This window comes from Planococcus chinensis, from assembly GCF_042681545.1.
In the GTDB taxonomy this organism is placed as follows: Bacteria; Bacillota; Bacilli; order Bacillales_A; family Planococcaceae; genus Planococcus; species Planococcus chinensis.
On sequence record NZ_JBHUFW010000012.1, the window covers coordinates 142464 to 165694 of the forward strand.

Here is a 23231-nt window from a genome sequence, read left to right on the forward strand (position 1 = left end):
GCTCATGGTATGAATGGATGCACGTCTTCCGGGCTTTTTTCTATGCTCCGGGACGTGACGAAAGGAGTGCTGACAGCATGGAAAAATTACAAGAAAAAATAATGGCAGACGGCAAAGTATTATCTGACTCGGTCCTGAAGGTCGATAGTTTTTTGAATCACCAGATCGATCCGGTTCTGATGCAGGCGATCGGCGAAGAATTCGCTTCGCGCTTCAGCGGAGAAGGCATTACAAAGATTTTGACATTGGAATCATCCGGTATTGCGCCTGCTATGATGACCGGGCTCGTCCTCGGCGTGCCGGCAGTTTTTGCCCGTAAGCGCAAATCGCTGACGCTGGTCGACCGGTTATATACAGCAAGTGTCCATTCCTTTACAAAAAATGAAACAAACGATATCTCCGTCTCCCGGGATTTTATTGATGAAACTGACGTTGTGCTGGTCATTGATGACTTTCTGGCAAACGGCCAAGCGGCCCTTGGACTCATCGATATTGTGGAACAAGCCGGTGCAGCACTGGGCGGTGTAGGCATCGTCATTGAAAAAGGCTTCCAGGAAGGCGGCGCCATGCTCCGCAACCGCGGCGTGCGCGTGGAATCGCTCGCCATCATCTCGTCTCTGGCAAATGGGAAAGTTGAATTTCTTGAGGAGGAAAAAGCATTATGAAGAACGGATTAGCAGCAACAGCCTTGGGCTTTCAGCATTTGCTAGCCATGTATGCCGGAGCGGTCCTTGTCCCGCTGATTGTCGGGGAAGCATTGGGGCTCAATTCAGAACAACTGACTTATTTAGTGGCCATCGACATCATGCTTTGCGGCGTCGCTACCATCCTGCAAATTGTCAACAACCGCTTTTTCGGCATCGGCCTTCCTGTCGTTCTCGGCTGTACATTTACCGCTGTCGGCCCGATGATCGCCATTGGTGCTGAATACGGAATTTCAGCCATTTACGGCTCTATCTTGGTATCGGGTATCTTTGTCGTGCTGATCAGCGGCTTTTTCGGCAGCCTTGTCCGCTTCTTTCCGCCGGTTGTCACAGGTTCAGTGGTCACGATTATCGGAATTACGCTGATTCCGGTGGCCATCAATAATATGGGCGGCGGGCAAGGAGCCAGCGATTTCGGTTCATTGACCAACATCGCGTTATCGTTCGGCACGCTCCTGTTCATCATTTTGGTTTATAAATTTGCGACCGGATTTATGCGGGCGATTTCCATCCTGCTCGGTTTGGCAGCAGGGACGCTAGCTGCGACAATCATGGGTGTCGTCGATTTTTCTGCAATCGGGGAAGCGTCCTACTTCCATATGGTCGAGCCGTTTTACTTTGGAGCGCCGACATTTGAATGGTCGGCCATCATCACGATGATCTTGGTCGCCTTGGTTTCCTTGGTTGAATCGACAGGCACGTATTTCGCGCTGAGCGATATCACTGAGAAGAAGATATCCGAGAAAGATTTGGCGAAAGGCTACCGTGCAGAAGGCCTTGCCATCGTCCTGGGCGGAATTTTCAACTCCTTCCCATACACCACTTTTTCACAGAACGTCGGCTTGATCCAGATGTCCGGCGTGAAATCGAGAAAAATCATTTTGATCACCGGCTTGATGCTGATCACTTTAGGATTCGTACCGAAAATTGCAGCAGCTACAACGATCATTCCTCCGGCTGTCCTGGGCGGGGCGATGATCGCCATGTTCGGCATGGTGATTTCCCAAGGCATCAAAATGCTTAGCAAGATCATTACAGAATCACAGGAAAATTCCATGATTATCGCTTGTTCTGTCGGAATAGGCCTCGGAGTGACCGTTGTCCCTGAACTTTTCGCACAGTTGCCGGCAAGCCTGCAAATTCTGACGAGCAATGGCATCGTCGCAGGAAGTGTAACGGCGATTGCACTGAACATCGTCTTTAATATGGTTCCGACCAAACGGAAAGAAAAAGCGGCACGGCCGGTACAGGAAACCGCTGTCCATAATTAAGACACAAAAAGAAGCTTTTGCTCCCGGAGCAAAAGCTTCTTTCTTTATTGAGCCGCCATATGGGCAGAAAGGAAACTCACCGTTTTTTCGAATGTTTCCTGGGCGTCAACGGTATTAAGTGTGAATTGATATTGATGGCCAAGCCCTTTGTCCGAGCCGTCGAAAAACACGCGGTCAACGGGTACACCTTGCGATTCGAGTACGTCTGCCAGTTCGACCGACTGCGGGGTCAACCTGTCGGCATCTCCCGATGAGATAAAGACGGGCGGATAATCCGGTGTTACGTGATTGACGGTGGAGAGTTCGCCGATCCGGCTATGCGCTTCAAAGCGCTCCATGCCGGTGTACGTATTCAGGAACAGATCGATTCGTGGATACGCGGTCGCCCGCACGGTCTCCATATTGTACAACCCACAGAACAGCATGGCGCCGCGAAGCGTTTCCAAGCCGGCCGCCGGAGTGATGCCCATGGCAGCAGCGAGTGCCGGGTTGGAAATCACCGCTGCCAACTGGCTTGAAATCTGGGCGCCGGCGGAGTCGCCGCCTATAAAGAGGCGGGACATGTCTCCGCCGTAGGCTTTAGCATGTTTCTGCAAGAATTCAATTGCGTCATTGGCTTGGATGACCGGACCCGGGTAAAGCTGTTCCGGCGCGAGTGCATAGTCGATGTTTGCCACGACAAAGCCTTCGTTCGCCAAAGCCATGCCATAATCCTGCCGGCTGTTTTTGGACCCGCCGATATACCCGCCGCCATGAATCCATAAAATAACAGGGAGGGTGCCGGCCATTTCTTCCGGATAGTAGATGTCCAAAAAGCTATTGGCTGAATCGCTGTAGACCAGGTTTTTTTCAACCCGGACATTTTGCTCGATTTCGACGATGTTGGGAGGCGGCGCGTATGCGCTGGAGCCTGCCGTTTTTTTAGAAGCCGAAGCATCGGTGGGAGCAGACAATTGTTCCATGGTGACCCCGAACAGGAGGAGAGCCATGAAAAGGAATACAAACATGCGCTTTTTATATGTATGGAGGTTCTTTAAATTGGCCATTGTACACTTCCTTTAGAAATAAAATAACTAATCAGAATAGTAGTTCTATCTTAACTGGGAGAATAGGCGGAACGATAGGGTCAATATGCCTAAATAAAGCTTTTCGAGAAACTTTTTTGATAATTCGAGTAAGATTCAACTTCTGCAATGTTGGGTATTGAAAGAGTTGAAGCTAAAAGCAGGGAAGTGAAAAGCATGTTTGGACTTTCGGATTTGGTATCGCTGGTCATCTCCGCATTTTTGATTTTGCCGATTGTCGTGTTCTTGCGGGAATCCGGCTATTTGATTGTCAGTGCCATTTTCGGCGTCAAGAACCCCCGTCTGACCATTGGTTCGGGGCCACGGATTTTTAAAATCGGCATGTTCGATGTAAGAAAGTATTACCATCTGTACAGCTGGTATTCCTATGATGACTTGAGAAGGAAAGGGCGGTTCGCTTATACGGCGGTTTATGCGGGGCCGATCATTAGCAATCTCGTCGTGGCGTTTACCATCAATGCGCTCCTTGCCAACGGCATCATCCAGGAATACCAGACGTTTTGGAACCGGTTCACCTTCTACGCCTTTTATTATGTGCTATTCGATATCGTACCGATGAAGACGGCGAATGGAAAGCCGAACAACGGCATGATCATTTACGAAATGCTGCGCTATGGCAAAAGGGTGGATTACAACGATGAGCCGTTCATACCGGCGACTTCGGATGTAGAAGAGGAATACCAACAGGAAATGGAGAAAATAGAAGAAATAAAAGAGCGCGAGAAAGAAGCGGTCATCGAAGCAGACGGACAGGGGAGAACGGAAGAAAAAGAGCAGAAAAAAGAGATCGAACGGGAGAAGCAGGCCGAGCTGGCAAAGCTTCAAAGTGATAAAGAAGATCAGAAACGGACGGACTAAATGATTGGAGGGGTAATGCATGGCAAAAAAGACAGAAGGCATTCACCACATTACGGCAATTGTTGGAGATCCGCAGGAAAACGTGGATTTTTATGCGGGAGTCCTCGGGTTAAGGCTGGTAAAGAAGACCATCAACTTCGATGATCCGGGAACATACCATTTATATTTTGGAAACCATAGCGGGGAACCCGGGACCATTATGACATTTTTCCCTTGGGGCGATGCCTACAAAGGACGAATTGGCGATGGCCAGGTCGGTGTCACCGCGTATGCCATCCCAGTGAACGCCCTGCCGTTTTGGGAAAAGAGATTGGCTGCATTCGGAATTGCTTTCGCCAAAACGGAACGGTTCGGCGAAGCTTCTTTGCAATTCGATGATCCCCATGGCCTTCGCCTTGAATTGGTGGAACGGGCAGAGGGCGAAAGGAATGACTGGGCCTTTGGCGGAACCGGACCTGAAACGGCGATCAAAGGATTCGGGGGCGCTACGTTGTTCTCGGCCAATGCTGAAAAGACATCGGAGCTCCTTGAGACGGTATTGGGATTTGAGCGAGTGGGAGAAGAAGCCGGTTTGATGCGCTTCCGGTCCTCTGCGGACATCGGCAACATCGTTGACGTAAGACTATCACCCGCTGGCATGGGGCAGATGGGTGTCGGGACCGTCCATCACATTGCCTGGCGCGCAAAAGACAATGAAGACCAGCTGGATTGGAAGCGGCATGTGGAAGCGTACGGACTTGGGGTTACGCCTGTACAGGACCGCAGCTATTTCAATGCCATCTATTTTCGGGAATATGGGGACCTTCTATTTGAAATTGCGACGGACCCGCCGGGGTTTGCGACAGACGAAACGATTGGCGCACTGGGCGAACAATTGATGCTGCCGCCGCAATATGAACGCTACCGAAGCCGCCTCGATGAAGACCTCGTGCCTTTAAGTGTACGCGAGTTGAAATAAAAAAAGCGCAGCGGAAGCAATTCCGTTGCGCTTTTTTGCGGATTATTTGGAAACCAGGCTTTTCAGCGCCAGGTTCAGGTTCTGCGGGCGTTCTGCCAGCCGGCGCATGTAATAGCCGTACCAGTCTTCGCCGAATGGGACGTAGGTCGTAAAGTTAAAGCCTTCCCGCGCCAATTCCTTCTGCATTTCGCTGCGGAAGCCGTAAAGCATCTGGAACTCAAAGCGGTTGAGCGGAATGTCGTTCTCTTTCACAAAACGCTTCACTTCATTGATGATGACGTGGTCATGAGTGGCGATTGAAGTGAATACGGGAAGCTGCAGGCGGTTCTTGATCAGCTTCAAGTAATTGCTGTCGATATCGCTTGCACTTTGCAGCGACACGTCCGGAATTTCCTTGTATGCGCCTTTTACGAGGCGGAGCCTTACATCGCGCAGCGCTTCCATGTCTTTTTCCGAGCGGTATAAATAAGCCTGGATGACGGTTCCCACATTATCGTATTCTTTCAAAAGGGCTTCCAGGATATCCAGGGTCTGCTGAAGATGGCTGTAATCCTCCATGTCAATGTTGATGAAAATGGCGTAATTGGCTGCCATTGCCACGATTTCCTGCATGTTTTCCAGGCAGAAACCGAAGTCTACATCCAGGCCGACCTGTGTAAGTTTGACAGACATATGGGCGGAAACCCCGTGCTGTTGGATGGCTTCAAGCGTATCCAGGATATTGTTTTTCGCTGCCAGTGCTTCTTCGCGGCTGTAAACAAATTCCCCCAGATTGTCGATTGTTGCACTGATGCCTTCGGCGTTCAGTTCTTTTACGGACTTCATCATGCTGTCGATGTCCGTCCCGGCTACCATTTTACTGGCTCCGAGTTTCAAGCCCCATTTCTTTGCACCGCTGTTCAATACTTGATTCTTTGACAAAGCGATAAAAAAGTCTCTTGTAAGCCCCACTTTTTTTCCTCCTATACTTTACGAAAAATCCACTTGGATGGCCTGGAAAACAAAAAGGCGCGTGTTTCCTTCAGGTTCATATGCATCGTTGGGACCGGAATTTCATCCCTGCTACTATTATAGTCGATGACAAGGCAAGCACCTAACTTAAAACATGCCGGACGGAAATTGAAAGCGATCCATCCTTCACGTATACTGGTGAAAGATGGAATATTCTAAAATAATAAGTTTTCATTGATGAAAAGCCAGCACCGATATTCAGAAAAGGAGGAAGTGCATGCATTACTTGCTGACAGGCTCCTATTCAGGGCCAGAAGAAAAAGGGATCAAGCTATGGCGTTTCGATTCTGCTGCAGGGAAGCTAACCGAAGGGGAAGGGATGGCAGGGGTCGATCGGCCTTCTTTCCTGGCAATCCATCCGAATGGTTCGAGTTTTGCAGCGGCGAGCGAAACCGGAAACGGCGAACTGGTTGCCTGCCTGTGCAATCCGGCCGATGGCGAGTTTGTGGAAATCAACCGGCAGCCTTCAAACGGCGATCATCCGGCTCACGTCACCATAGCTGAATCGGGGAGCTGGCTGCTTGCAGTCAATTATTCCGGCGGCAACGTTAATGTCTATCCACTATCGCCGGAGGGAGAAATCGGAGGACTGGCCGATTCCGTCCGCCATGAAGGAACCGGTCCAAATAGGGACAGGCAAGATGCTGCCCATCCGCATTCCGTCTCCCAAATTCCCGGGACCCCGTTTTTCGTAGTGCCGGATCTTGGGACAGACACGCTTTATATCTACCGGCTGGATGATTCGACGGGCAAGCTGTCGCTGCAGCGCGAAGTTCCATGCAGTCCGGGCAGCGGACCGCGCCATGCCGCCTTCCATCCCGTTGAAAAAATCATTTACGTATTGCAGGAGTTGAACTCTTCCGTAACGGTATACTCTTTGGGCGAGGGGGCTTCGATGGTAGCTTTGCAAACAGTTTCCCTTCTTCCGGAGGAGTGGCCGGGGGAAAATACAAGTGCTGAAGTGGCTGTATCGGAAGACGGCCGTTTTTTATATGCTTCCAACCGGGGCCATGACAGCATCGCCGCCTTTTCAATCGGCAACGGCGGCAAGTTGGATCTCCTCGGCTTCGCAGCCTCAGGGGGCGCCGGGCCGCGCCATTTCACGCTGATTCCGGGCGGCGAATGGCTTGTTGCAGCCAATGAGCGGTCCGATTCCCTCCATGTGCTGAAGCTGGCGTCCGGTGGAATGCCGGAACCCCACGGAGAACCGGTGGCAACCAAAGCACCGGTTTGTGTAAAACTGATTGGCAAATAAAAAAGCAGGCAGCGAAAATCCGCTGCCTGCTTTGGTTTTTACCAGTCTATCGATTCCTTTTGGATAAAGCCGAGTTCTTTCAAAAAGTCCACTGCAAAACTGTCGTTATTGCCTTCGAAAGCTTTTTCCGTGCATTCGTTGATGGGCGGGTAGCCGATCTCTTCCGCTCCCTTCAATGTCCCGTCTTCGATGAAGTTGGTCGCATCCGACACTTCAAAACAGGAAGGCGCAATATAAGCGCGGTGGGTATGCTCCAGAATGACCCTGGAATCCGGGGAAGGAACGTTTTCCCTTGGCATCAACAGAAGTGCAATCAGTGCAGCAGCTCCTAATACGGCAGCCAACACCCATAATTTTTTCCTGTTCATCGCCTATTCCTCCGCCAGAAGGATCTTCGCATCAGAGATGATATCCTCGACCGGCGGGTTGACGCCATCATAGGTTTTCATGATCACGCCATTTTTATCCACGAGATAAAAACCTGTCCCGTGGAGCACTTGATCCGAATCTTCAGGCTTGCGGGCGACAGTCCGGAAATTGTCCATGGCAAAACGGTCAAGGAACTCAGGCGCATACCCTGTCAATAGATCCCAGGAAGCGAGGTCAGCTCCGTAGTTTTCCGCATAGGACTTCAGCACTTCAGGTTTGTCGACTGTAGGATCGACACTGAACGAAACAATCCGGACGTCCATCCCTTCGTCCTTGAACTGCTTCTGCAGGTCCACCATATTCGGAGTCATCGTCAAGCAGACAGTCGTGCAATTGGTGAAAACGAAATCCGCAAGCCAAACTTCGCCTTTGAGGTCGGCCAATCCGACCTCTTCGTTATCCTGGTTCGTAAAAGTGAAATCTTCTATCTCCCAATTCAAGGGATCTTCAATGCCGCTGTTGCAGCCGGAAAGCAATAAAGCGAGAATCGCAAGCGGCAGAATCCTGAATGTTTTTCTCAAGGTGCACAAATCCTTTCTGTTTTAAACACGTTTGCCTTAAGCGTAGAGGATTCACGGGCTGCGGACAAGTACCTGAACGGAGGTTTATGTGTAAATATTGCGAACGCCCGGAAAGAGATGTGAAAGGATTGCCATAAATTCATTATTTTTTTATTATTCCGATTTTTTCAAGGGTTTTTTATGAATAGTGTGGAATAATAGTAATTACTAATGATAATAAATGCCAGTACTTTTGGAGGTGCTTGATTGGGCAACAAGAAGCTGGAACTGACTTCCGACAAAATCGCTGAATTTCATCAAGGCCGGATGGCGGATGCGTATCTGTATTTTGGTGCCCATCCGTTTCCGGAAGAAACTGCCTTTTCCGTATGGGTGCCGGAAGCTGCAGAAGTTTCGGTGCTGTGCTGGCATCCGCAAAATACCGGGGAAGAACGGTACCGGATGGAGCGGCATCCGGATGACGATTCAATCTGGCAATGCAGCATTCCGGGAGACCGGACAGGTTCCGTGTATGTCTATGAAATCGAGACGGCGGCAGGGGAGCTGCTCAGAAAATCGGACCCTTACGCAAGAGCCGGAGAAAAGCGGCCGGCAAACCGCTCTGTGGTAGCGCCCGTTTCAGCCCATCGCTGGACAGCCGGCGCTCTGCAGTTCAAGCGCAACCATTCAGCGCAGCATGCCGAAAAGCCGATGGCGATCTATGAACTGCATATCGGTACGTGGAAAAGAAAGAAAAACGGCGATTTTCTGACGTATCGGGAGCTTGCTGAATTGCTGATTCCTTATGTGAAGAAACAAGGGTTCACCCATATCGAAGTGCTGCCGCTCACTGAACATCCGCTGGATGAATCATGGGGCTACCAGACAACCGGATATTTTGCGCCGACGAGCCGCTACGGCACAAGTGATGATTTGAAATATTTCATCGGAAAATGTGCAGAAAGCGGTCTTGGGCTTTTCCTGGACTGGGTGCCGGGCCATTTTTGCCAGGATCTGCATGCCCTTGCTTTGTTCAATGGCCAGCCATTATACGAAGATTCACGGGAAGGCAGAGGGATCAACCCTGAATGGGGAACGCTGAATTTCGATGTCAGACGGGGGGAAGTGGCAAGTTTTTTGTTGTCGAGCGCCCATTACTGGCTGGAGGAATTCAAATTTGATGGTTTTCGGATGGATGCCTTGATGAAATTGCTGTATATTCCGAACGACGATGCACGAGTCCATAATCCCGAAGGAAAGGCGTTCTTGCAAGGGCTGACCACATCGCTGCGCCAGCATTTTCCGTCTGCGATCCTGATTGCCGAGGATGCCTGGCATTATCCGAAAGTGACAGCTGCAGTGGAAGAAGACGGGATCGGATTCCACTACAAATGGAATTTTGGATGGATGCACGATACGCTCGGCTATTTCGAAACACCCCCTTCAGCACGTCCGGATGTCCACGACAAGCTGAGTTTTGCATTGACGTATTATTACGAAGAAAAGTATATTTCGGTTTTCTCCCATGATCAAGTGGTGGACGGGCAGCAATCCCTGCTCAATCGGCTGCCGGGGAGCCAGGAAGAGAAATTCCGGCAGCTTCGGCTTCTGCTGGGATTCTGGGCTGTTCACCCCGGGAAAAAATTGATTTTTATGGGCCAGGAATTCGGCCATGCCGAGGAATGGAAATTCCAGCCGGAACTGGATTGGTTCTTATTCGATTACAGGGTCCATAGGGAAACAGCTTTGTTTACGAAAGACCTGCTCTCGCTGTACCGAAACGAGAAGGCTCTGTATGAGCTCGATGACGACCGGGAAGGCTTCCTGTGGCTGGACCCGCATAACCATGAACAATCCGTGATAGCGTTTATCCGAAGGGGGAAGCTGCCGAAAGATGAATGCATCATCATTTGTAATTTTTCCGATGCCCATTATGGCGCTTTTGGAGTGGGCGTTCCGAGAAATGCGGCGTACCGGCAAATGTTCACAAGCAATGCGTCTATTTATGGCGGGACAGAAAAAGAAGGCGGAACCATCAAAAAAGCAAGGCAAGCTCCGCTCGACGGGCAGGACTATTCCGTTGAAATCGATTTGCCGGCTTATACGATCAGCATCTGGAAACAAAAAAGAGACGGGAGTGACGGGCATGAATAGAAAAGTAGTGGCTATGCTGTTAGCGGGAGGCCAGGGGAGCCGGCTGAAATCGCTGACTTACAATATTGCCAAACCGGCGATACCGTTCGGCGGTAAATATCGGATCATCGATTTCCCATTATCAAATTGCGTTAACTCTGAAATCCGGACGGTCGGTGTGCTTACTCAATACCAGCCGCATATGCTGCACCGGTATATCGGGCTCGGCACCCCTTGGGATCTTGACAGGAGGAACGGCGGGGTGACGATTCTCACGCCTTACGCAGAAATGGATGGAATCAAATGGTATAACGGCACGGCCAATGCGATTTACCAGAATTTAGCTTATTTATTGGAACAGGATCCGGAATTCGTCCTCATTCTATCAGGTGACCATATCTACAAAATGGATTACCAAAAAATGCTGGAATTCCATAAAGCGAATGGAGCGGATGCCACCATTTCCGTCATTGAAGTGCCGTGGGAAGAAGCCAGCCGGTTCGGCATCATGAACACTGACGAAAACATGGAAGTGACGGAATTCGTTGAAAAGCCGAAAGAGCCGCAAAGCAATCTGGCTTCAATGGGCGTCTACATCTTCAATTGGCAGAAACTGAAAAAATACCTGGAGCTGGACAATAAAAACGAAGACTCTTCCCATGACTTCGGCAAGGACATCATCCCGCTCATGCTCGGGGAAGGCGAAAAATTGGTCGCCTATCCTTATAAGGGATATTGGAAAGACGTCGGGACTGTAGAAAGTTTATGGGAAGCGAATATGGATTTGTTGAACACGGAATCAGGGCTGAACTTGCACGATCCGGGCTGGCGGATTTTTTCAGCGAACCGGCAGCTGCCGCCGCAAGTGGTCACAGAAACAGGCGAACTGAAAGAGGTCTTCGTCAATGAAGGCTGCCTCATTGAAGGGAAAGTGGAGAAATCGATCATTTTCCAGGAAGTGAACGTCCAAGAAGGGGCGGCGCTTTATGAATGTGTCGTCATGAATTGCGTGGTGGTTGGCCGAGGGGCGAAGCTGACCCGGACCATTGTTCCGCCGGATCTTATCATACCGGAAAACTTCGAAATCGGAGTGCCGGGCGGCGAGATCATTCTCCTGACACAAGACATCATAGATGAATGGAAAGGGCGTGCACAAGTATGAAATTAGTTGCCGTAGTCGATGCAACTGTAAAATTGCCAGAGCTGGAAGATTTGACGCTATACCGCTCTGCCGCTTCCATTCCGTTTGCCGGACGCTACCGGCTGATCGATTTTGTTCTATCGAACGTCGTGAACTCCTCGATCAATTCTGTCGGGGTGTTCCCGTCCTACCCGTTCGTTTCCCTGATGGACCATATCGGCAGAGGGAAAAGCTGGGATCTTGACCGCAGGCGGGATGGGCTGTTTTTCCTGCCTGTCTCATCCAAAGACATCGGCCAGATGAGTGTCGGCGCGTTTCCGGCATTGGCGGAACACATGAATTTCTTCGAACGGAGCCGCCAGGAATATGTCGTTATCACCAATTGTTTCACGGTGTGCCAGCTGGACTTCGAAGATATGCTGGAATCCCATATCCGTTCAGGGGCAGATATCACAGAAGCGGTGAGCGGAGAGACTTCCTTGAAAAGCTATATCTTAAAGAAGGAACTTCTGATCGATTTGCTGCATACGTACCGTGACAAGCAGATATTCAGCATCGAAGACTGCGTGAAGCGCAAAAAGAATTCGTATGTGTTCGGTACATACGAATATACAGGGTATTTTGCCATTATTGATTCCATCCAAAGTTATTTTAATGAATCGATGGCGCTCTTGGATAAAGAAAAGCGGGAGCGGCTATTCCTGCAGGGCCGCCCGATCTATACAAAGGTGAAGGACGAACCGCCTACCCGTTATATGGTGGGATCTTCCGTTAAACGGGCATTGGTGGCAAACGGCTGTACGATTAAAGGGACTGTGCAGGAAAGCATCATCAGCAGAGCCGTGACAATCAAAAAAGACGTAAAGCTGGATCATTGCATCATCATGCAAAAATGCACAATTGAAGAAGGGTGCGATTTGGCTTATGTCATTGCCGACAAGGGCGTCCATATTGGCGCCGGCGTTGTTCTCCGCGGAACTGCGGAAAAACCGATTGTGCTCCGCAAAGGGGAAAGTGTTTCGAAGGAGGATTATAGATGAACATCATCATGGCAGCGGCAGAATGCGTACCGTTTATAAAAGCAGGAGGGCTGGCAGACGTCATGGGTTCACTTCCGAAAGCCCTGGTGAAACTCGGGCACGAAGTGAAAGTCGTTCTGCCGAAGTATGACACAATCCCGCCGGAATACGTTGCGCAGCTTACAGAAGAAAAAGAGCTGGATGTGCCTTTCAATGGCGGAATGCAGCGGTGCAAAACCTACAGCCTGGTCCTTGAAGGGGCTGAATATCTATTCGTTGAAAATGAAGCCTTGTTTTCAAGGGGGAAAATTTACGGCGAGCCGGACGACCATACACGCTTCGGATTTTTGAGCCGCGCCGTGTTGTCTGTTGCAGCAGCGCAAGAACAGCAAGTGGATATTCTGCACGCCCATGATTGGCATACAGCAATCATTCCCTTCCTGCTCAAAGAAGATAGCCGCTATGCAGCTTTGCAGGAGCATACGAAGACTGTACTGACCATCCATAACCTGCAGTTCCAGGGGAACTTTCCGAAGGACGTCTTTATCGAAGATTTTGAAATGGACGAGTCCTATTATGACGATGGGGTCGTCAGCTGGAAAGGGCATTTCAACCACCTGAAGACCGGCATCCTCTATGTAGACCAAGTGACGACCGTCAGTCCGGCATATAGGGATGAAATTTTGACGGCGCAATACGGGGAAGGGCTGGAGACGCTCCTGCAGGAAAAAGGAGAAGGGCTGATCGGTATTTTGAACGGGCTGGACACGGAATTCTACAATCCGGCAACCGACTTGGTCATCGAAATGGAATACGACCAGACTACGCTTGAACGAAAAGCGGTGAACAAACGGGCGCTCCAGAAGAAATTCGGGCTGCCGGAACGCGGAGATATTCCGTTGCTGACAATGGTGTCCAGGCTGACCGACCAGAAAGGGGTCGATGTGCTGCAAGAGCTTTTGCCGAATCTGCTGCAGTCAGAAGATGTGCAATTTTTGCTGCTCGGTTCGGGGCGGGAGCATTACGAAGAATTTTTTAAAGACCTTTCAAAAAGCTTCCCGGAAAAAGTGAAGGTCCATATCGGGTTTAACGAAGATTTGGCCCATCTGCTTTATGCAGGCGCGGATATTTTCCTGATGCCGTCGCTGTTCGAGCCCTGCGGATTAAGCCAGCTCATCTCGATGCGCTACGGCACCATTCCTGTAGCCAATAAAACCGGCGGCTTGAAAGACACCATCATCGAATATGATCCAGTCCTTCGCTCAGGCAATGGATTTTTAAGCGATTTTTCAAATCAACAGACTTTTGAAGATGCTTTAGGGCGCGCGCTATCGCTGTATCAGCAAGAAAGCCACTGGGAAACAATCAAACAAAACTGCATGCAGGGCGATTATTCGTGGCCGCGTTCAGCTGAGAAATATGCGGAGGTCTACAAGAAAATCGCTGAAAGGTGAGGATGGCGGATGTTCGAGACAAAAGAGCGGTTCAAAAAGGACTTCATGATGCGCTTGGAACAACGGGAAGAAAGAGAATCGCTCCATGCCGCCTATTCGGTCCTAAGTGAAATGGTGAAAGAATGGATCAACGACGACTGGCAAGCGAACAAACGGGTGCAGCGGGAAGAGGCGCACAAACAGCTTTATTATTTCTCGATTGAATTTCTGACTGGACGCATTCTAGGACAGAACTTGATGAATTTGTCTGTCCATTCCCTTGTCTCGGATGGGTTGGAGGAAATGGGCTTCAGTTTAGCGGAAATCGAGGAACAGGAATTGGAGCCCGGCCTTGGCAATGGCGGCCTCGGACGGCTGGCTGCCTGCTTCATGGACTCCTTGGCATCGCTGGGCTTGCCCGGCCACGGCTACGGCATCCGGTACAAAGGCGGTTTGTTCACCCAGGTCATCAAAGATGGCTACCAGGGAGAAACGCCGACGCACTGGATCGATGAAAAAGAAGACTGGGGGATGCGGCAGGAAGAGTTGGCAAAAAATATTCCGTTTTACGGAAACGTGCACCTCGAAGTGCAGGACAACCGGCTGAAACCCGTTCTGCGGAATGCGGTATGGGTCAAAGCAGTCCCTTATGATATGCCGGTTGTCGGAGCTGGCGGAAAAACGGTCAATACGCTGAGGCTTTGGCAGGCGGAGTCGGCCTCCTATCCGCTTCCGGAAGGCATGGAACAGGATTTCTACCAGCAGGCAGTGTCTGAGATCTCCGACCGCTTGTACCCCGATGATTCCCAGCAAGCCGGGAAAGTCCTGCGCTTGCGGCAGCAGTATTTTCTATGCAGTTCATCGCTCCAGACGATTCTCCAGGAACGGGATTACCCGCTTTCGGAGTTGCCAAAGCATGTAGCGATCCAAATCAACGACACACACCCCGCTCTTGCCATCCCGGAATTGATGCGGCTGCTGATGGATGAGCAGGGAATGGTATGGGAAGAAGCTTGGGAGATCACCACACATACGATTTCCTATACGAACCACACCATCCTGCAGGAAGCCATGGAGCGATGGGACAGTGCTCTGCTTGAAGCGCTGCTTCCGCGCATTTATATGATCATTCAGGAAATCGACCGCCGCTTTCGTGAAAAGGTCCTGGAGCAGGATCTTGATGAAGCTGCTCGCAAGAAACTGTCCATCATTGAAGGGGGAGCTGTGCACATGGCCACCCTGGCAGTGGTCGGAAGCTATAAAGTGAACGGTGTCGCCCGGCTCCATACCGATATATTGAAAATGCGCGAAATGAAAGAACTGAACGACTATTTTCCTCATAAATTCCATAACATTACGAATGGCATCGCCCATCGGCGCTGGCTGGTGAAAGCGAATCCCGAACTTACCGGGTTGATTTCATCCGCCATCGGCGATGAATGGATCCGGGAGCCGATAAAATTGCACGGTCTGAACCCTTTTGCCGGCGATCCTTCTTTCCTGCAGGATCTGCAATCGGTGAAGCTCCTGAAAAAACGGCAGCTGGCGGAATGGATCCGCAAACAGCATGGCGCCGTGATCGACCCGGAATCGGTTTTTGACGCGCACATCAAACGGGTTCATGGCTATAAGCGGCAGTTGATGAACATTCTTCATATCCAGCTGCTTTTCAACCATCTCCATTCCGATCGGAATTTCCGCCCTCATCCGCGGACGTTCATATTCGGAGGGAAGGCAGCGCCCAGCTATCATTTTGCGAAACAAGTCCTGAAGCTTATTAATGCCATGGCTGATAAAGTGAACAACGACCCGCTGGCAAAAAACCATCTTCGTATTTTATTCATCGAAGATTACAGCGTGAGCAAAGCGGAAAGGATTTTTCCGGCATCTGATGTCAGCGAACAGATTTCCACCGCATCGAAAGAAGCGTCCGGTACGGGCAACATGAAATTCATGATGAACGGGGCTGTCACCATCGGCACTTACGACGGAGCAAATGTCGAAATCGTCGAGCAGGTCGGCGAAGACAATGCATTTATCTTCGGGCTGAGCGCCAAGCAAGTGATGCAATTTGAAAAGGAAAAAAATTATTTTACAAATGATACGCTGGCCCATGACCCGGAATTGCAGCTTTTGATGTCCCAATTGCTAAACGGTGAGCTGTCAGGCGGGGAGGGCAACGTCTCTTATATCAAAAAGCAATTGGTCGATGAAAACGATCCGTTTTTTGTCTTGAAAGACCTCCAGCCTTACCGAAAAGCCCATGAACGGCTGCTGTCAGTTTATGAAGAGCCGTCGGCCTGGCTGGGAATAAGTGCTGTCAATATTGCACAGTCGGGCATCTTCTCAAGCGACCGTACCATCCAGCAATATTCAGACCATGTCTGGAACCTGGAGGAACTTACAAACCATTATACGTAAGGGAAGGAGATAAAGCATGGCAGATTTGGACTTTGACAATACGGATTTGAAGGATTATAAAGCGAGCGGCGCTCTTGAAGGGAAAGTGGCGATTGTGACAGGCGGCAATAGCGGAATCGGGCAGGCTGTTGCCATCGCTTATGCAAAAGAAGGGGCGAAAGTCGTCATTGGCTATTTGGGGGATGAAGAAGCGACTGAAAAAACCTTGAACCTTATTGAAAAATATGGCGGCGAAGCGAAAGCGCTTAGCGGTGACTTGGGGAAATCGGAGAATTGCGAAAAACTGGTCCGTTTTGCGCTCGATTCGTTCGGGCAGATCGATATTCTGGTCAATAATGCAGGCTATCAATACCCTGAAACATCGCCGCTCGATATCAAAGATGAGAACATGTTGAAGACGTTTGAAATCAAGGCGTTTGCCATGCTCTACCTCACGCGTGCAGCGCTTCCGCATTTGAAGAGGGGCGCCCGCATTATCAACACAGCGTCCATCAATGCGTACCGTGGCCATTCCGATTTGATCGACTATGCGGGAGCGAACGGAGCCATGGTCTCCATGACGCGTTCGCTCGCGCGGCGCCTTGTCCGCGAGGAAATTGCAGTGAACGGCATTGCGCCGGGGCCCATCTGGACACCCCTCATCACGAAGACATTCGGCGGATTGAATGAAAAGGTCGCTGAAGACTTCGGCCAGGATGTTCCGGCCGGGCGTCCGGGACAGCCCTACGAACTTGCAAAAGCGTACGTCTTTTTGGCCGATCCGCAAAACTCCTATATGACCGGGCAGTTTTTGCACATCAACGGCGGAGATTACATGTCTTCATAATACACGAGAGAGGCTGTCTAAAAAGGCCGCTGTCCATTGCGGCGGACGCTTTCCGCGGGCTCGCTGGTAAAACCAGTGCTCCTGTCTCTGCATCGCTTCGCTGCTTCGTCGCAAACAAGTTGGCCGCCTCCATTTCCAGCAGCCACCTATAGCAAATAGAAAAGGCCGGAGGAGAAAAAGCATTGCTTTTTCTCCTCCGGTCTTTAGTTTGGAGCTTTTTAGACAGCCCCTTTTTCCATTCCTTCAAACGCGGAATAGATGGTCCATCTTATTGGTCTGCCTTTTTACCGCTTCAAGTTCTTTGAAGAGGAGGTTGACGTCAGCTTCCACATCCCGGTTTTTCGCCCGTACATCTTGCCGGATATCGGTCAGGTTTTCCATTGTCAATGCGCTGTTGTGCCGCAGCAAGTCTTTCAGCTCTTTTTGCCCGGCTTCCAGCTTTTCCAATTTGCCGTTAGTTTCTTCACGGAAATCCCGCAGTTCAGCCAACATCAATTTCAACAAGTCCTCCAAGCTGACGCCCTCCTTTTCCAACGGATGTTTTTTTCATTCTACCATAAATCAGGTTCGAAGAAGAATGCCTGGCGCCCAATATGGTAAAATTCAGTAAGGAAAGAGGAGAGGGAATGTGAAAAAAACAAGGTTGAAAGGAATTTATTTATTGCTGCTGTTGCTTTTAGCAGGCTGTTTGAACCAGCCGGGAACGGCGCCGAAGAGCGGAAATGAAGGGGCGGAAACCGGCGGACCGGCTGCTGGCGGAAAAAGCGGAGACGGGCTTGTTGCCCACTTTATCGACGTTGGCCAAGGGGATGCGACGCTCTTTGAATTTGATGGCTATACGGTGCTGATTGATACGGGAAACTGGAATGGTGAAGAGACCGTTCAATACCTGGAAGCGCAAGGCGTGGAGAAACTTGATATTGTTGTCGGCACCCATCCGGATGCCGACCATATCGGCCAGCTTGACCAAGTGCTGGAACAATTCGAAACCGGCGAAGTATGGATGTCTGGAAACGCCAGTACGTCGGACGTTTTCATCCGTGCGCTCGAAGCGATTGAAGCAAACGAAGTGGATTACTATGAACCGAGGGCCGGAGAAACGTTTGACGTCGGGAAAATGGAAATCGAAGTGCTCCATCCCGAAGAGGTGACTGGCCAGGCGAACGAAGAATCCATTTCGCTGAAACTTGCGTATGGGAACGTCCGATTCATCATGACCGGGGATGCGGGAGTGAAAGAAGAACAGGAGATGATCGGCAGAGGCGCAGATCTGGATGCGGAAATCCTCCATTTGGGGCACCACGGTTCGAACACATCCACAAGCAACGCCTTTTTGAAGGCCGTCTCGCCGGAAGTGGCGATCTACAGCGCCGGGCTTGATAATTCATATGGCCATCCGCATGCGGAAGTCTTAGCCGCTGTCGAGAATGCCGGTGCAGAAGTATACGGCACCGATGTGAATGGCACAATCCGTGTGGAAACTGATGGAACCTCTTATAAAATCGTGGAGAAACAAAAAGGGGTTCCTGTTGAAGGGAAAAACCGCTGCATCGATATCAACATTGCCTCGTCAGCCGAGCTGCAGGAGATTGACGGAATCGGCCCGGCATTTGCGGAAGACATCATTGCGGCCCGGCCGTTTGAATCGCTTGACGAACTCGATGAGATCAAGGGAATCGGGCAAGGAACAATCGACGCCATCAATGAACAAGGGCTGGCATGCATAGGGGAGTGAATGGGATGAAAGGGATACTGGACCGGATTGAAGATGGCCGGCAGGCGGTCATTCTGATCGAAGAGGAGCAGCGGGAAATCATTTTCCCGGCAGATCGCCTCCCGCCGGGAAGCAAAGTGAATTCCTGGTTCGATATTGTGCTTGAGGACGAAGAAATCACATCGATTTCCCTTGATGCGGAAACCGCGGCAGCAAAAGAGCGCCAAGTGCAGAGCTTGCTGCAAAGGCTAAGGGGAAGGCGGAGCAGAAGCCGCTTCAAGCGGAAATGAAACGAGGGTCCGGCTGCTGTCGGACCCTCGTTTTGTTCTATCTAAGTTTTTATTAAGGAAAGGCTACTGGCGTGCCGCTTCATCTTTTTCGGTCAATTCCAGATGATAGTCGGCGACTTCATTGCCGAGGTAAAGATTTGTCACTGAAGTGGAATAATTGGTGATGGCCGCCTGGAAATCAAGATTTTTCTCGGGCACACGGACATGGAATTCCATCTCGTACAACAGAACGGCCACATCATGGTAATCTTCACTTGTCACTTTGAAATCGAGGACGATCTTTTGGCGCTTCGGTTCGGCGGTTTGTTCTTCTGAAAAATGGACGGCTTCTATCAGCCGGTCATTGAGGTAAACGTGGACAGGCATTTGCTTCACTCCTTTTTCTGGCAAGATTCAATGGCCTGCTGTGCGAGCCGGGCCTTTACCATGTCTTCCATCGGCGGATTGTAGAGCCCTGCCCGCACATTCAGGTAATGGCGATGCATCGGGTTGGCTTCTGACAATGCGCGGGAACCGACGATTTTCATGGCTTGGTCGACGATAGACAAGGCCGCTTGGGTGACGGCGATTTTCGTGGCATCCAGCGCTCCTTGCAGCGCGGATTTGTCCGCAGCGTTTTCATAGCGCTCAACAGTGCCGTACAGCATATGGCGGGCCGTTTCGAGCTCCAGCTCCATTTCGCCGATGGCCTGCCGGATGCTCGGCGTCTCAGCAATGGGCTTCCTTAAAGATGCAGGGGCATACGAAACGGCAAATTCAAGGGCATAGGCCCGTGCCGCTGCCGCGATCCCGATATAGCAAGCAGGGATGTGGAGCAGCCAGCCTTTTGCTGGTACTGCGGCATGGGCCGTTTTCAATACGTACGAAGCAGGAATCCGGACCCCTTCGAGGCGCAAGGTCTGGCTGGCAGTTCCTCTCATGGACACGCTGTCCCAAGATTCAAGGATCGTGACGCCGGCCGCATCGCGCGGGATGATGACAGTAATCACTTCATCTTTGGCGCTGCTGGCCGTTACAAAGAAAAAATCCAGAGCCGGTGCCATAGAGACATACGTTTTTTCGCCAGTGATGATCAGGTCGCCGCCTTCCGGCACGGCTGTGGTCCGGGGAAGTGCGCCTCGCGTCGGGCTCCCGGCGTTGCTTTCGGTTGCCGCCGTATTGACCAATGCACCGTTGCGGATTTCTTTCATCAGCCACTCCGCTGAATGGGCATGCCAATGGCGATTTTCAGCAAACTCCAGTACGATGCCGGTATGCCACCCGATTGACAGGCCGGTCGGGCCCGAGGCTTCCGAGATGGCTTCTTGGGCCAATATGTATTCATAAAGCCCGAATCCTTGGCCGCCGTATTCCTTAGGGAGCGTCAGCGTATGGTAGTCCAATTTCTTCAACTCTTCAATGTTGCGAAATGGAAACGAACCCGCCGCATCGAGCGCCGGCTCCCGCTGTTGAAAGGAAGGGCCCAGCGCACGGATGCCCTCGATCAGTTTTTGCTGTTCCGCTGTTTTGATAAACGCATCCATAACATGGCTCCTTCCTGAAATGCTACTAAAACCATAACATGAAAAGCCGCCAAAGCGGGTGCAGCATGCTTTGGCGGCTTTCATTCAATTGCTGTTCAGGCTGTTTTTCACGAATGCGGGTTTGCCCGGCTTTTTGATGTCTGTCCAGATCAGCGCCGCTACCAGGAAGAACCCTAGGTAACCGACAATCGGATAGAACATATTCACCAGTTCGGTGAAACCGACAAAACTCAATACGTAGGAAACAATTCCGACCACCACGACGAAAATCTTGAACTTCGGCGTGCCGGAGTGCATAAAGCGCGCGGAAAACGCATAGACCATACTGACCGCGGTATTGAAAATCATTCCGAACAAAATGAACGACATGGCCCAGCCGACGATAGGTGAAATATCATTCGCGATTTGAAGCATCGGCATTTCAGCGCTGCCGACTTCGTCCACTTTCGCAAAAATCGCCAAATGGCTCAAAATGATCAGGACACCTAGTCCAAGGCCGCCGTATAGGCCTCCGCGTGCTGCAATTTTTTCGTCTTTTTCAGTACTGCCCATGACAATGGCCATTGAAGCGCCGACGGCAATATTGAAAGAGGCATAATTGAGTGCTGATAAGAACCAGTTCGGCACTGCTGACAACTGCTCTTTCGCAATCGGGTCCAGAGCTGCAAAGGACGAATCCATCGTAGCCAGGCTATAAATCGCAAGGACGATGACCGTCAGGATAAGGAAAGGCGTAATACTGCCGATGATGGCGATTACTTTTTCCACATTGAGCATAATGGTCAAGATGACCAAAACCACCATCACTGTGCTTCCTAATGCTGCAGGAAGATTGAATTGCTGGGTGAAAATCGATCCGGCCCCTGCAATCATGACGACGCCGACGCCGAATAATGTAAAAATGATTATGTAATCGACAATTGTGCCGAGCAATCTTCCGCTGATGCCGTAGATCACTTCTTTATGGGAAGTTTTCTGCATGCGGCTGCCAAGCCTGGTCAAGCTCATGCCCAGATAGGCGAACATGACAGTCGATATAAGAGCAGCCAGGATGCCCATGATGCCGAAACTTGTAAAATACTGCAAAATCTCTTGTCCGGAAGCAAAACCTGCACCAACAATAATGCCGATAAATGCGCTTCCCATTTTCAAACTCTTCTTCATGATGTTCCCCCTTATAGGTATTTTCTTATTCTTGAAAGGTTTCCGAAACGTGAATTTAGAAAATTAACCTTTTTCAAATATAGCAATATCAGCTGTTGAAAACAATGAATAATATGTAAGGGGTTACAATGGACCTATGTTCAGTGGGGAAGGTTCATTTATAATCCATGAAAAGTTTGTGAATTCATGCATAAATCAATAGGCTGCAATAACGTTGCGGAAATGCAAAAAACCGCCCTGCATAAGGGCGGCCCTGCCTGTCATGGTCCATCAGTCTTTTTTAGCAACAATCAACAACTTGCCTTTGTCGAGTTCTTCTTCATACTGGTCTGCTTCTTCTTTGGTCAAACCGACAGACTGCATTTCGGAACGCAATTGGTCGCCGCGCGATGTCGTCAAGTTCTTCAGTTTAGTCATAAAGCCGGAATCAGGATCTTCTGCATCCAATGCTTCAGCGATGTCGTGCTGTCTGCGCGGGTCGTGTGCAAAAATGTAAATATCGTCGTCGTCGTACCCTTGGCTTTCCAGTCGTTCAATTTCGCTTTTTGCTTGCAGTGCATTTTCTACTGTCAGTTTTACTATCAAAGTAATCCCTCCAATTTTATGAGCTTCATTATTTTATATACCCCGTGCTCTAACAGGTAAACAACAAGCTGCTGAGGCAATCAGGTATAATGGGGAAAAACAAAAAGGAGTGGTTGTTTGAAAATCACAACGATCGGCATCTGGGGAGGCTATCCCAATAAGAACGAAGCCACATCATCTTTTCTGCTGGAGCATGAAGGCTTCCGCTGCCTGGTGGATTGCGGGAGCGGGGTGCTGGCGGCGGTACAGAATTACACCGAGCTGCGCGACTTGGATGCGGCCATCATCACCCATTACCATCCGGATCATATCGCAGATATCGGTGTACTTCAACACGCGGCCATGGTCGGCATGCAATTGAAGGAATGGAAGACGCCATTCCCGATTTACGCACACGACCGGGATGAAGACGGCTTCCGCAATCTTTCCTATAAAGGGGTTACAGAAGGGCGGGCTGTCGAAGCATCGCAAACGCTCGAACTTGGCCCGTTTGAAGTGTCATTCTGCGAGACGGTGCACCCGGTTTATTGCCTGGCGCTGAAATTCACCGCTGGCGGAAAGTCCGTGGTGTTCACAGCGGATACGGCGTGGAAAGATGAATTGATCGGGTTTGCCGAAGGTGCAGACTTATTAGTGGCCGAAGCCAATCTGTACGAAAAATATGTCGGCATCATCCAAGGGCATATGAGCGGAAGGCAAGCTGGAGAGTTGGCAGTAAGAGCAGGCGTCAAAGAGCTTTGGTTGACCCACTTGCCGCAGTACGGGGATATCTTAGAAATTCTGGACGCCGCTCGCGGCGCTTTCCGTGGAAAAGCGGATTTTGCAAAAATCGGCCACAGCGTGGAGATTTAGAGCGCCTGAAGCAGATGGCTTGTCTCGGGCGTATTTTGGTCCTATTGTTAACTTAGAGC

At 50.5% G+C, this 23231-nt stretch carries 23 protein-coding genes; 14 read left to right on the forward strand and 9 right to left on the reverse strand.

Translation table 11 applies throughout. The features are described from left to right. Window positions 1-77: 77 nt before the first annotated feature. Entirely contained in the window at window positions 78-665 is a 588-nt protein-coding gene (locus tag ACFSDB_RS16185) for a xanthine phosphoribosyltransferase (RefSeq protein WP_204892782.1), read from the forward strand. After that, window positions 662-1975, forward strand: a complete 1314-nt coding sequence (locus ACFSDB_RS16190; RefSeq protein WP_204892781.1) for a nucleobase:cation symporter-2 family protein — start codon at window positions 662-664, stop codon at window positions 1973-1975. The genes ACFSDB_RS16185 and ACFSDB_RS16190 overlap by 4 nt, the downstream gene beginning before the upstream one ends. 44 nt (window positions 1976-2019) lie before the next feature. Here the strand turns inward: ACFSDB_RS16190 and ACFSDB_RS16195 are convergent, their stop codons facing one another. Next, a complete protein-coding gene (locus tag ACFSDB_RS16195; protein ID WP_377340614.1) occupies window positions 2020-3021 on the reverse strand; it encodes an alpha/beta hydrolase in 1002 nt (333 codons plus the stop codon). 195 nt (window positions 3022-3216) lie between these two features. Between ACFSDB_RS16195 and ACFSDB_RS16200 the strand changes: the two genes are divergently transcribed. Together ACFSDB_RS16200 and ACFSDB_RS16205 are read left to right on the forward strand one after the other, a co-directional pair. Then, a complete protein-coding gene (locus ACFSDB_RS16200) occupies window positions 3217-3918 on the forward strand; it encodes a hypothetical protein (protein WP_204892780.1) in 702 nt (233 codons plus the stop codon). 19 nt (window positions 3919-3937) lie between these two features. After that, the gene (locus tag ACFSDB_RS16205; RefSeq protein ID WP_204892779.1) at window positions 3938-4876 is read left to right on the forward strand and encodes a ring-cleaving dioxygenase; all 939 of its coding nucleotides are present in this window, start codon (window positions 3938-3940) and stop codon (window positions 4874-4876) included. 42 nt (window positions 4877-4918) lie between these two features. Here the strand turns inward: ACFSDB_RS16205 and ACFSDB_RS16210 are convergent, their stop codons facing one another. Then, a complete protein-coding gene (locus ACFSDB_RS16210) occupies window positions 4919-5827 on the reverse strand; it encodes a proline dehydrogenase family protein (RefSeq protein ID WP_204892778.1) in 909 nt (302 codons plus the stop codon). Window positions 5828-6104: 277 nt separating this feature from the next. Between ACFSDB_RS16210 and ACFSDB_RS16215 the strand changes: the two genes are divergently transcribed. Further along, a complete protein-coding gene (locus ACFSDB_RS16215; RefSeq protein ID WP_204892777.1) occupies window positions 6105-7142 on the forward strand; it encodes a lactonase family protein in 1038 nt (345 codons plus the stop codon). 38 nt (window positions 7143-7180) lie between these two features. On the opposite strand, the gene ACFSDB_RS16220 is transcribed toward ACFSDB_RS16215, so the two are convergent. Both ACFSDB_RS16220 and ACFSDB_RS16225 read right to left on the reverse strand, forming a co-directional pair. After that, a complete protein-coding gene (locus tag ACFSDB_RS16220; protein ID WP_204892776.1) occupies window positions 7181-7510 on the reverse strand; it encodes a hypothetical protein in 330 nt (109 codons plus the stop codon). A gap of 3 nt (window positions 7511-7513) precedes the next feature. Continuing rightward, entirely contained in the window at window positions 7514-8092 is a 579-nt protein-coding gene (locus ACFSDB_RS16225; RefSeq protein WP_204892775.1) for an SCO family protein, read from the reverse strand. A gap of 246 nt (window positions 8093-8338) precedes the next feature. Between ACFSDB_RS16225 and glgB the strand changes: the two genes are divergently transcribed. The 6 genes from glgB to ACFSDB_RS16255 are packed head-to-tail and all read left to right on the forward strand — an operon-like array spanning window position 8339 to window position 17044. Continuing rightward, window positions 8339-10225, forward strand: a complete 1887-nt coding sequence (gene glgB / locus ACFSDB_RS16230; protein WP_377340619.1) for a 1,4-alpha-glucan branching protein GlgB — start codon at window positions 8339-8341, stop codon at window positions 10223-10225. Next, window positions 10218-11366 (forward strand): glucose-1-phosphate adenylyltransferase, encoded by a 1149-nt coding sequence (locus tag ACFSDB_RS16235; protein ID WP_204892774.1) that lies wholly within the window; start codon window positions 10218-10220, stop codon window positions 11364-11366. The genes glgB and ACFSDB_RS16235 overlap by 8 nt, the downstream gene beginning before the upstream one ends. Next, on the forward strand, window positions 11363-12385 hold the full coding sequence (locus ACFSDB_RS16240) for a GlgC family sugar phosphate nucleotidyltransferase (protein ID WP_204892773.1): 1023 nt from the start codon (window positions 11363-11365) through the stop codon (window positions 12383-12385). Before ACFSDB_RS16235 ends, ACFSDB_RS16240 begins: the two co-directional genes overlap by 4 nt. Further along, window positions 12382-13818: a glycogen synthase GlgA gene (glgA, locus tag ACFSDB_RS16245; RefSeq protein WP_204892772.1), complete on the forward strand. Its 1437-nt coding sequence runs from the start codon at window positions 12382-12384 to the stop codon at window positions 13816-13818. The genes ACFSDB_RS16240 and glgA overlap by 4 nt, the downstream gene beginning before the upstream one ends. 9 nt (window positions 13819-13827) lie before the next feature. Continuing rightward, entirely contained in the window at window positions 13828-16218 is a 2391-nt protein-coding gene (locus ACFSDB_RS16250) for a glycogen/starch/alpha-glucan phosphorylase (RefSeq protein WP_204892771.1), read from the forward strand. 16 nt (window positions 16219-16234) lie between these two features. Further along, window positions 16235-17044: an SDR family oxidoreductase gene (locus tag ACFSDB_RS16255; protein ID WP_204892770.1), complete on the forward strand. Its 810-nt coding sequence runs from the start codon at window positions 16235-16237 to the stop codon at window positions 17042-17044. A 243-nt stretch (window positions 17045-17287) separates the two neighbouring features. On the opposite strand, the gene ACFSDB_RS16260 is transcribed toward ACFSDB_RS16255, so the two are convergent. Next, window positions 17288-17557 carry a hypothetical protein gene (locus ACFSDB_RS16260; RefSeq protein ID WP_204892769.1) on the reverse strand — a complete coding sequence of 90 codons (270 nt, stop codon included), beginning with the start codon at window positions 17555-17557 and terminating at the stop codon, window positions 17288-17290. A gap of 115 nt (window positions 17558-17672) precedes the next feature. On the opposite strand from ACFSDB_RS16260, the gene ACFSDB_RS16265 reads away from it, so the two are divergent. Both ACFSDB_RS16265 and ACFSDB_RS16270 read left to right on the forward strand, forming a co-directional pair. Continuing rightward, on the forward strand, window positions 17673-18779 hold the full coding sequence (locus tag ACFSDB_RS16265; protein ID WP_204892768.1) for an MBL fold metallo-hydrolase: 1107 nt from the start codon (window positions 17673-17675) through the stop codon (window positions 18777-18779). A 5-nt stretch (window positions 18780-18784) separates the two neighbouring features. Next, window positions 18785-19048, forward strand: a complete 264-nt coding sequence (locus ACFSDB_RS16270) for a DUF3006 family protein (RefSeq protein WP_204892767.1) — start codon at window positions 18785-18787, stop codon at window positions 19046-19048. Window positions 19049-19111: 63 nt separating this feature from the next. Here the strand turns inward: ACFSDB_RS16270 and ACFSDB_RS16275 are convergent, their stop codons facing one another. The 4 genes from ACFSDB_RS16275 to ACFSDB_RS16290 form a co-directional block, all read right to left on the reverse strand. Continuing rightward, the gene (locus ACFSDB_RS16275) at window positions 19112-19414 is read right to left on the reverse strand and encodes a DUF3219 family protein (protein ID WP_204892766.1); all 303 of its coding nucleotides are present in this window, start codon (window positions 19412-19414) and stop codon (window positions 19112-19114) included. 5 nt (window positions 19415-19419) lie between these two features. Next, window positions 19420-20571, reverse strand: coding sequence for an acyl-CoA dehydrogenase family protein (locus tag ACFSDB_RS16280; protein WP_204892765.1), 1152 nt, complete (start codon window positions 20569-20571; stop codon window positions 19420-19422). A gap of 84 nt (window positions 20572-20655) precedes the next feature. Further along, complete coding sequence (locus ACFSDB_RS16285; RefSeq protein ID WP_204892764.1) at window positions 20656-21735, reverse strand: YkvI family membrane protein; 1080 nt, start codon at window positions 21733-21735, stop codon at window positions 20656-20658. A 270-nt stretch (window positions 21736-22005) separates the two neighbouring features. Beyond that, complete coding sequence (locus tag ACFSDB_RS16290; protein WP_204892763.1) at window positions 22006-22320, reverse strand: YflT domain-containing protein; 315 nt, start codon at window positions 22318-22320, stop codon at window positions 22006-22008. A gap of 117 nt (window positions 22321-22437) precedes the next feature. Here ACFSDB_RS16290 and ACFSDB_RS16295 point away from each other — a divergent pair, with 117 nt between their 5' ends. Further along, on the forward strand, window positions 22438-23172 hold the full coding sequence (locus tag ACFSDB_RS16295; protein WP_204892762.1) for an MBL fold metallo-hydrolase: 735 nt from the start codon (window positions 22438-22440) through the stop codon (window positions 23170-23172). Window positions 23173-23231 lie beyond the last annotated feature (59 nt).

Excerpts from the sequence above, each read along its gene's own strand:
- ACFSDB_RS16275 (WP_204892766.1), bottom strand. The coding sequence starts at position 19,414 with ATGCCTGTCCACGTTTACCTCAATGACCGGCTGATAGAAGCCGTCCAT.
- ACFSDB_RS16195 (WP_377340614.1), bottom strand. The coding sequence starts at position 3,021 with ATGGCCAATTTAAAGAACCTCCATACATATAAAAAGCGCATGTTTGTA.
- ACFSDB_RS16285 (WP_204892764.1), bottom strand. The coding sequence starts at position 21,735 with ATGAAGAAGAGTTTGAAAATGGGAAGCGCATTTATCGGCATTATTGTT.
- ACFSDB_RS16185 (WP_204892782.1), top strand. The coding sequence starts at position 78 with ATGGAAAAATTACAAGAAAAAATAATGGCAGACGGCAAAGTATTATCT.
- ACFSDB_RS16220 (WP_204892776.1), bottom strand. The coding sequence starts at position 7,510 with ATGAACAGGAAAAAATTATGGGTGTTGGCTGCCGTATTAGGAGCTGCT.
- ACFSDB_RS16190 (WP_204892781.1), top strand. The coding sequence starts at position 662 with ATGAAGAACGGATTAGCAGCAACAGCCTTGGGCTTTCAGCATTTGCTA.
- ACFSDB_RS16255 (WP_204892770.1), top strand. The coding sequence starts at position 16,235 with ATGGCAGATTTGGACTTTGACAATACGGATTTGAAGGATTATAAAGCG.
- ACFSDB_RS16240 (WP_204892773.1), top strand. The coding sequence starts at position 11,363 with ATGAAATTAGTTGCCGTAGTCGATGCAACTGTAAAATTGCCAGAGCTG.
- glgA (WP_204892772.1), top strand. The coding sequence starts at position 12,382 with ATGAACATCATCATGGCAGCGGCAGAATGCGTACCGTTTATAAAAGCA.
- ACFSDB_RS16205 (WP_204892779.1), top strand. The coding sequence starts at position 3,938 with ATGGCAAAAAAGACAGAAGGCATTCACCACATTACGGCAATTGTTGGA.
- ACFSDB_RS16280 (WP_204892765.1), bottom strand. The coding sequence starts at position 20,571 with ATGGATGCGTTTATCAAAACAGCGGAACAGCAAAAACTGATCGAGGGC.
- ACFSDB_RS16270 (WP_204892767.1), top strand. The coding sequence starts at position 18,785 with ATGAAAGGGATACTGGACCGGATTGAAGATGGCCGGCAGGCGGTCATT.
- ACFSDB_RS16215 (WP_204892777.1), top strand. The coding sequence starts at position 6,105 with ATGCATTACTTGCTGACAGGCTCCTATTCAGGGCCAGAAGAAAAAGGG.
- ACFSDB_RS16235 (WP_204892774.1), top strand. The coding sequence starts at position 10,218 with ATGAATAGAAAAGTAGTGGCTATGCTGTTAGCGGGAGGCCAGGGGAGC.
- ACFSDB_RS16200 (WP_204892780.1), top strand. The coding sequence starts at position 3,217 with ATGTTTGGACTTTCGGATTTGGTATCGCTGGTCATCTCCGCATTTTTG.
- ACFSDB_RS16250 (WP_204892771.1), top strand. The coding sequence starts at position 13,828 with ATGTTCGAGACAAAAGAGCGGTTCAAAAAGGACTTCATGATGCGCTTG.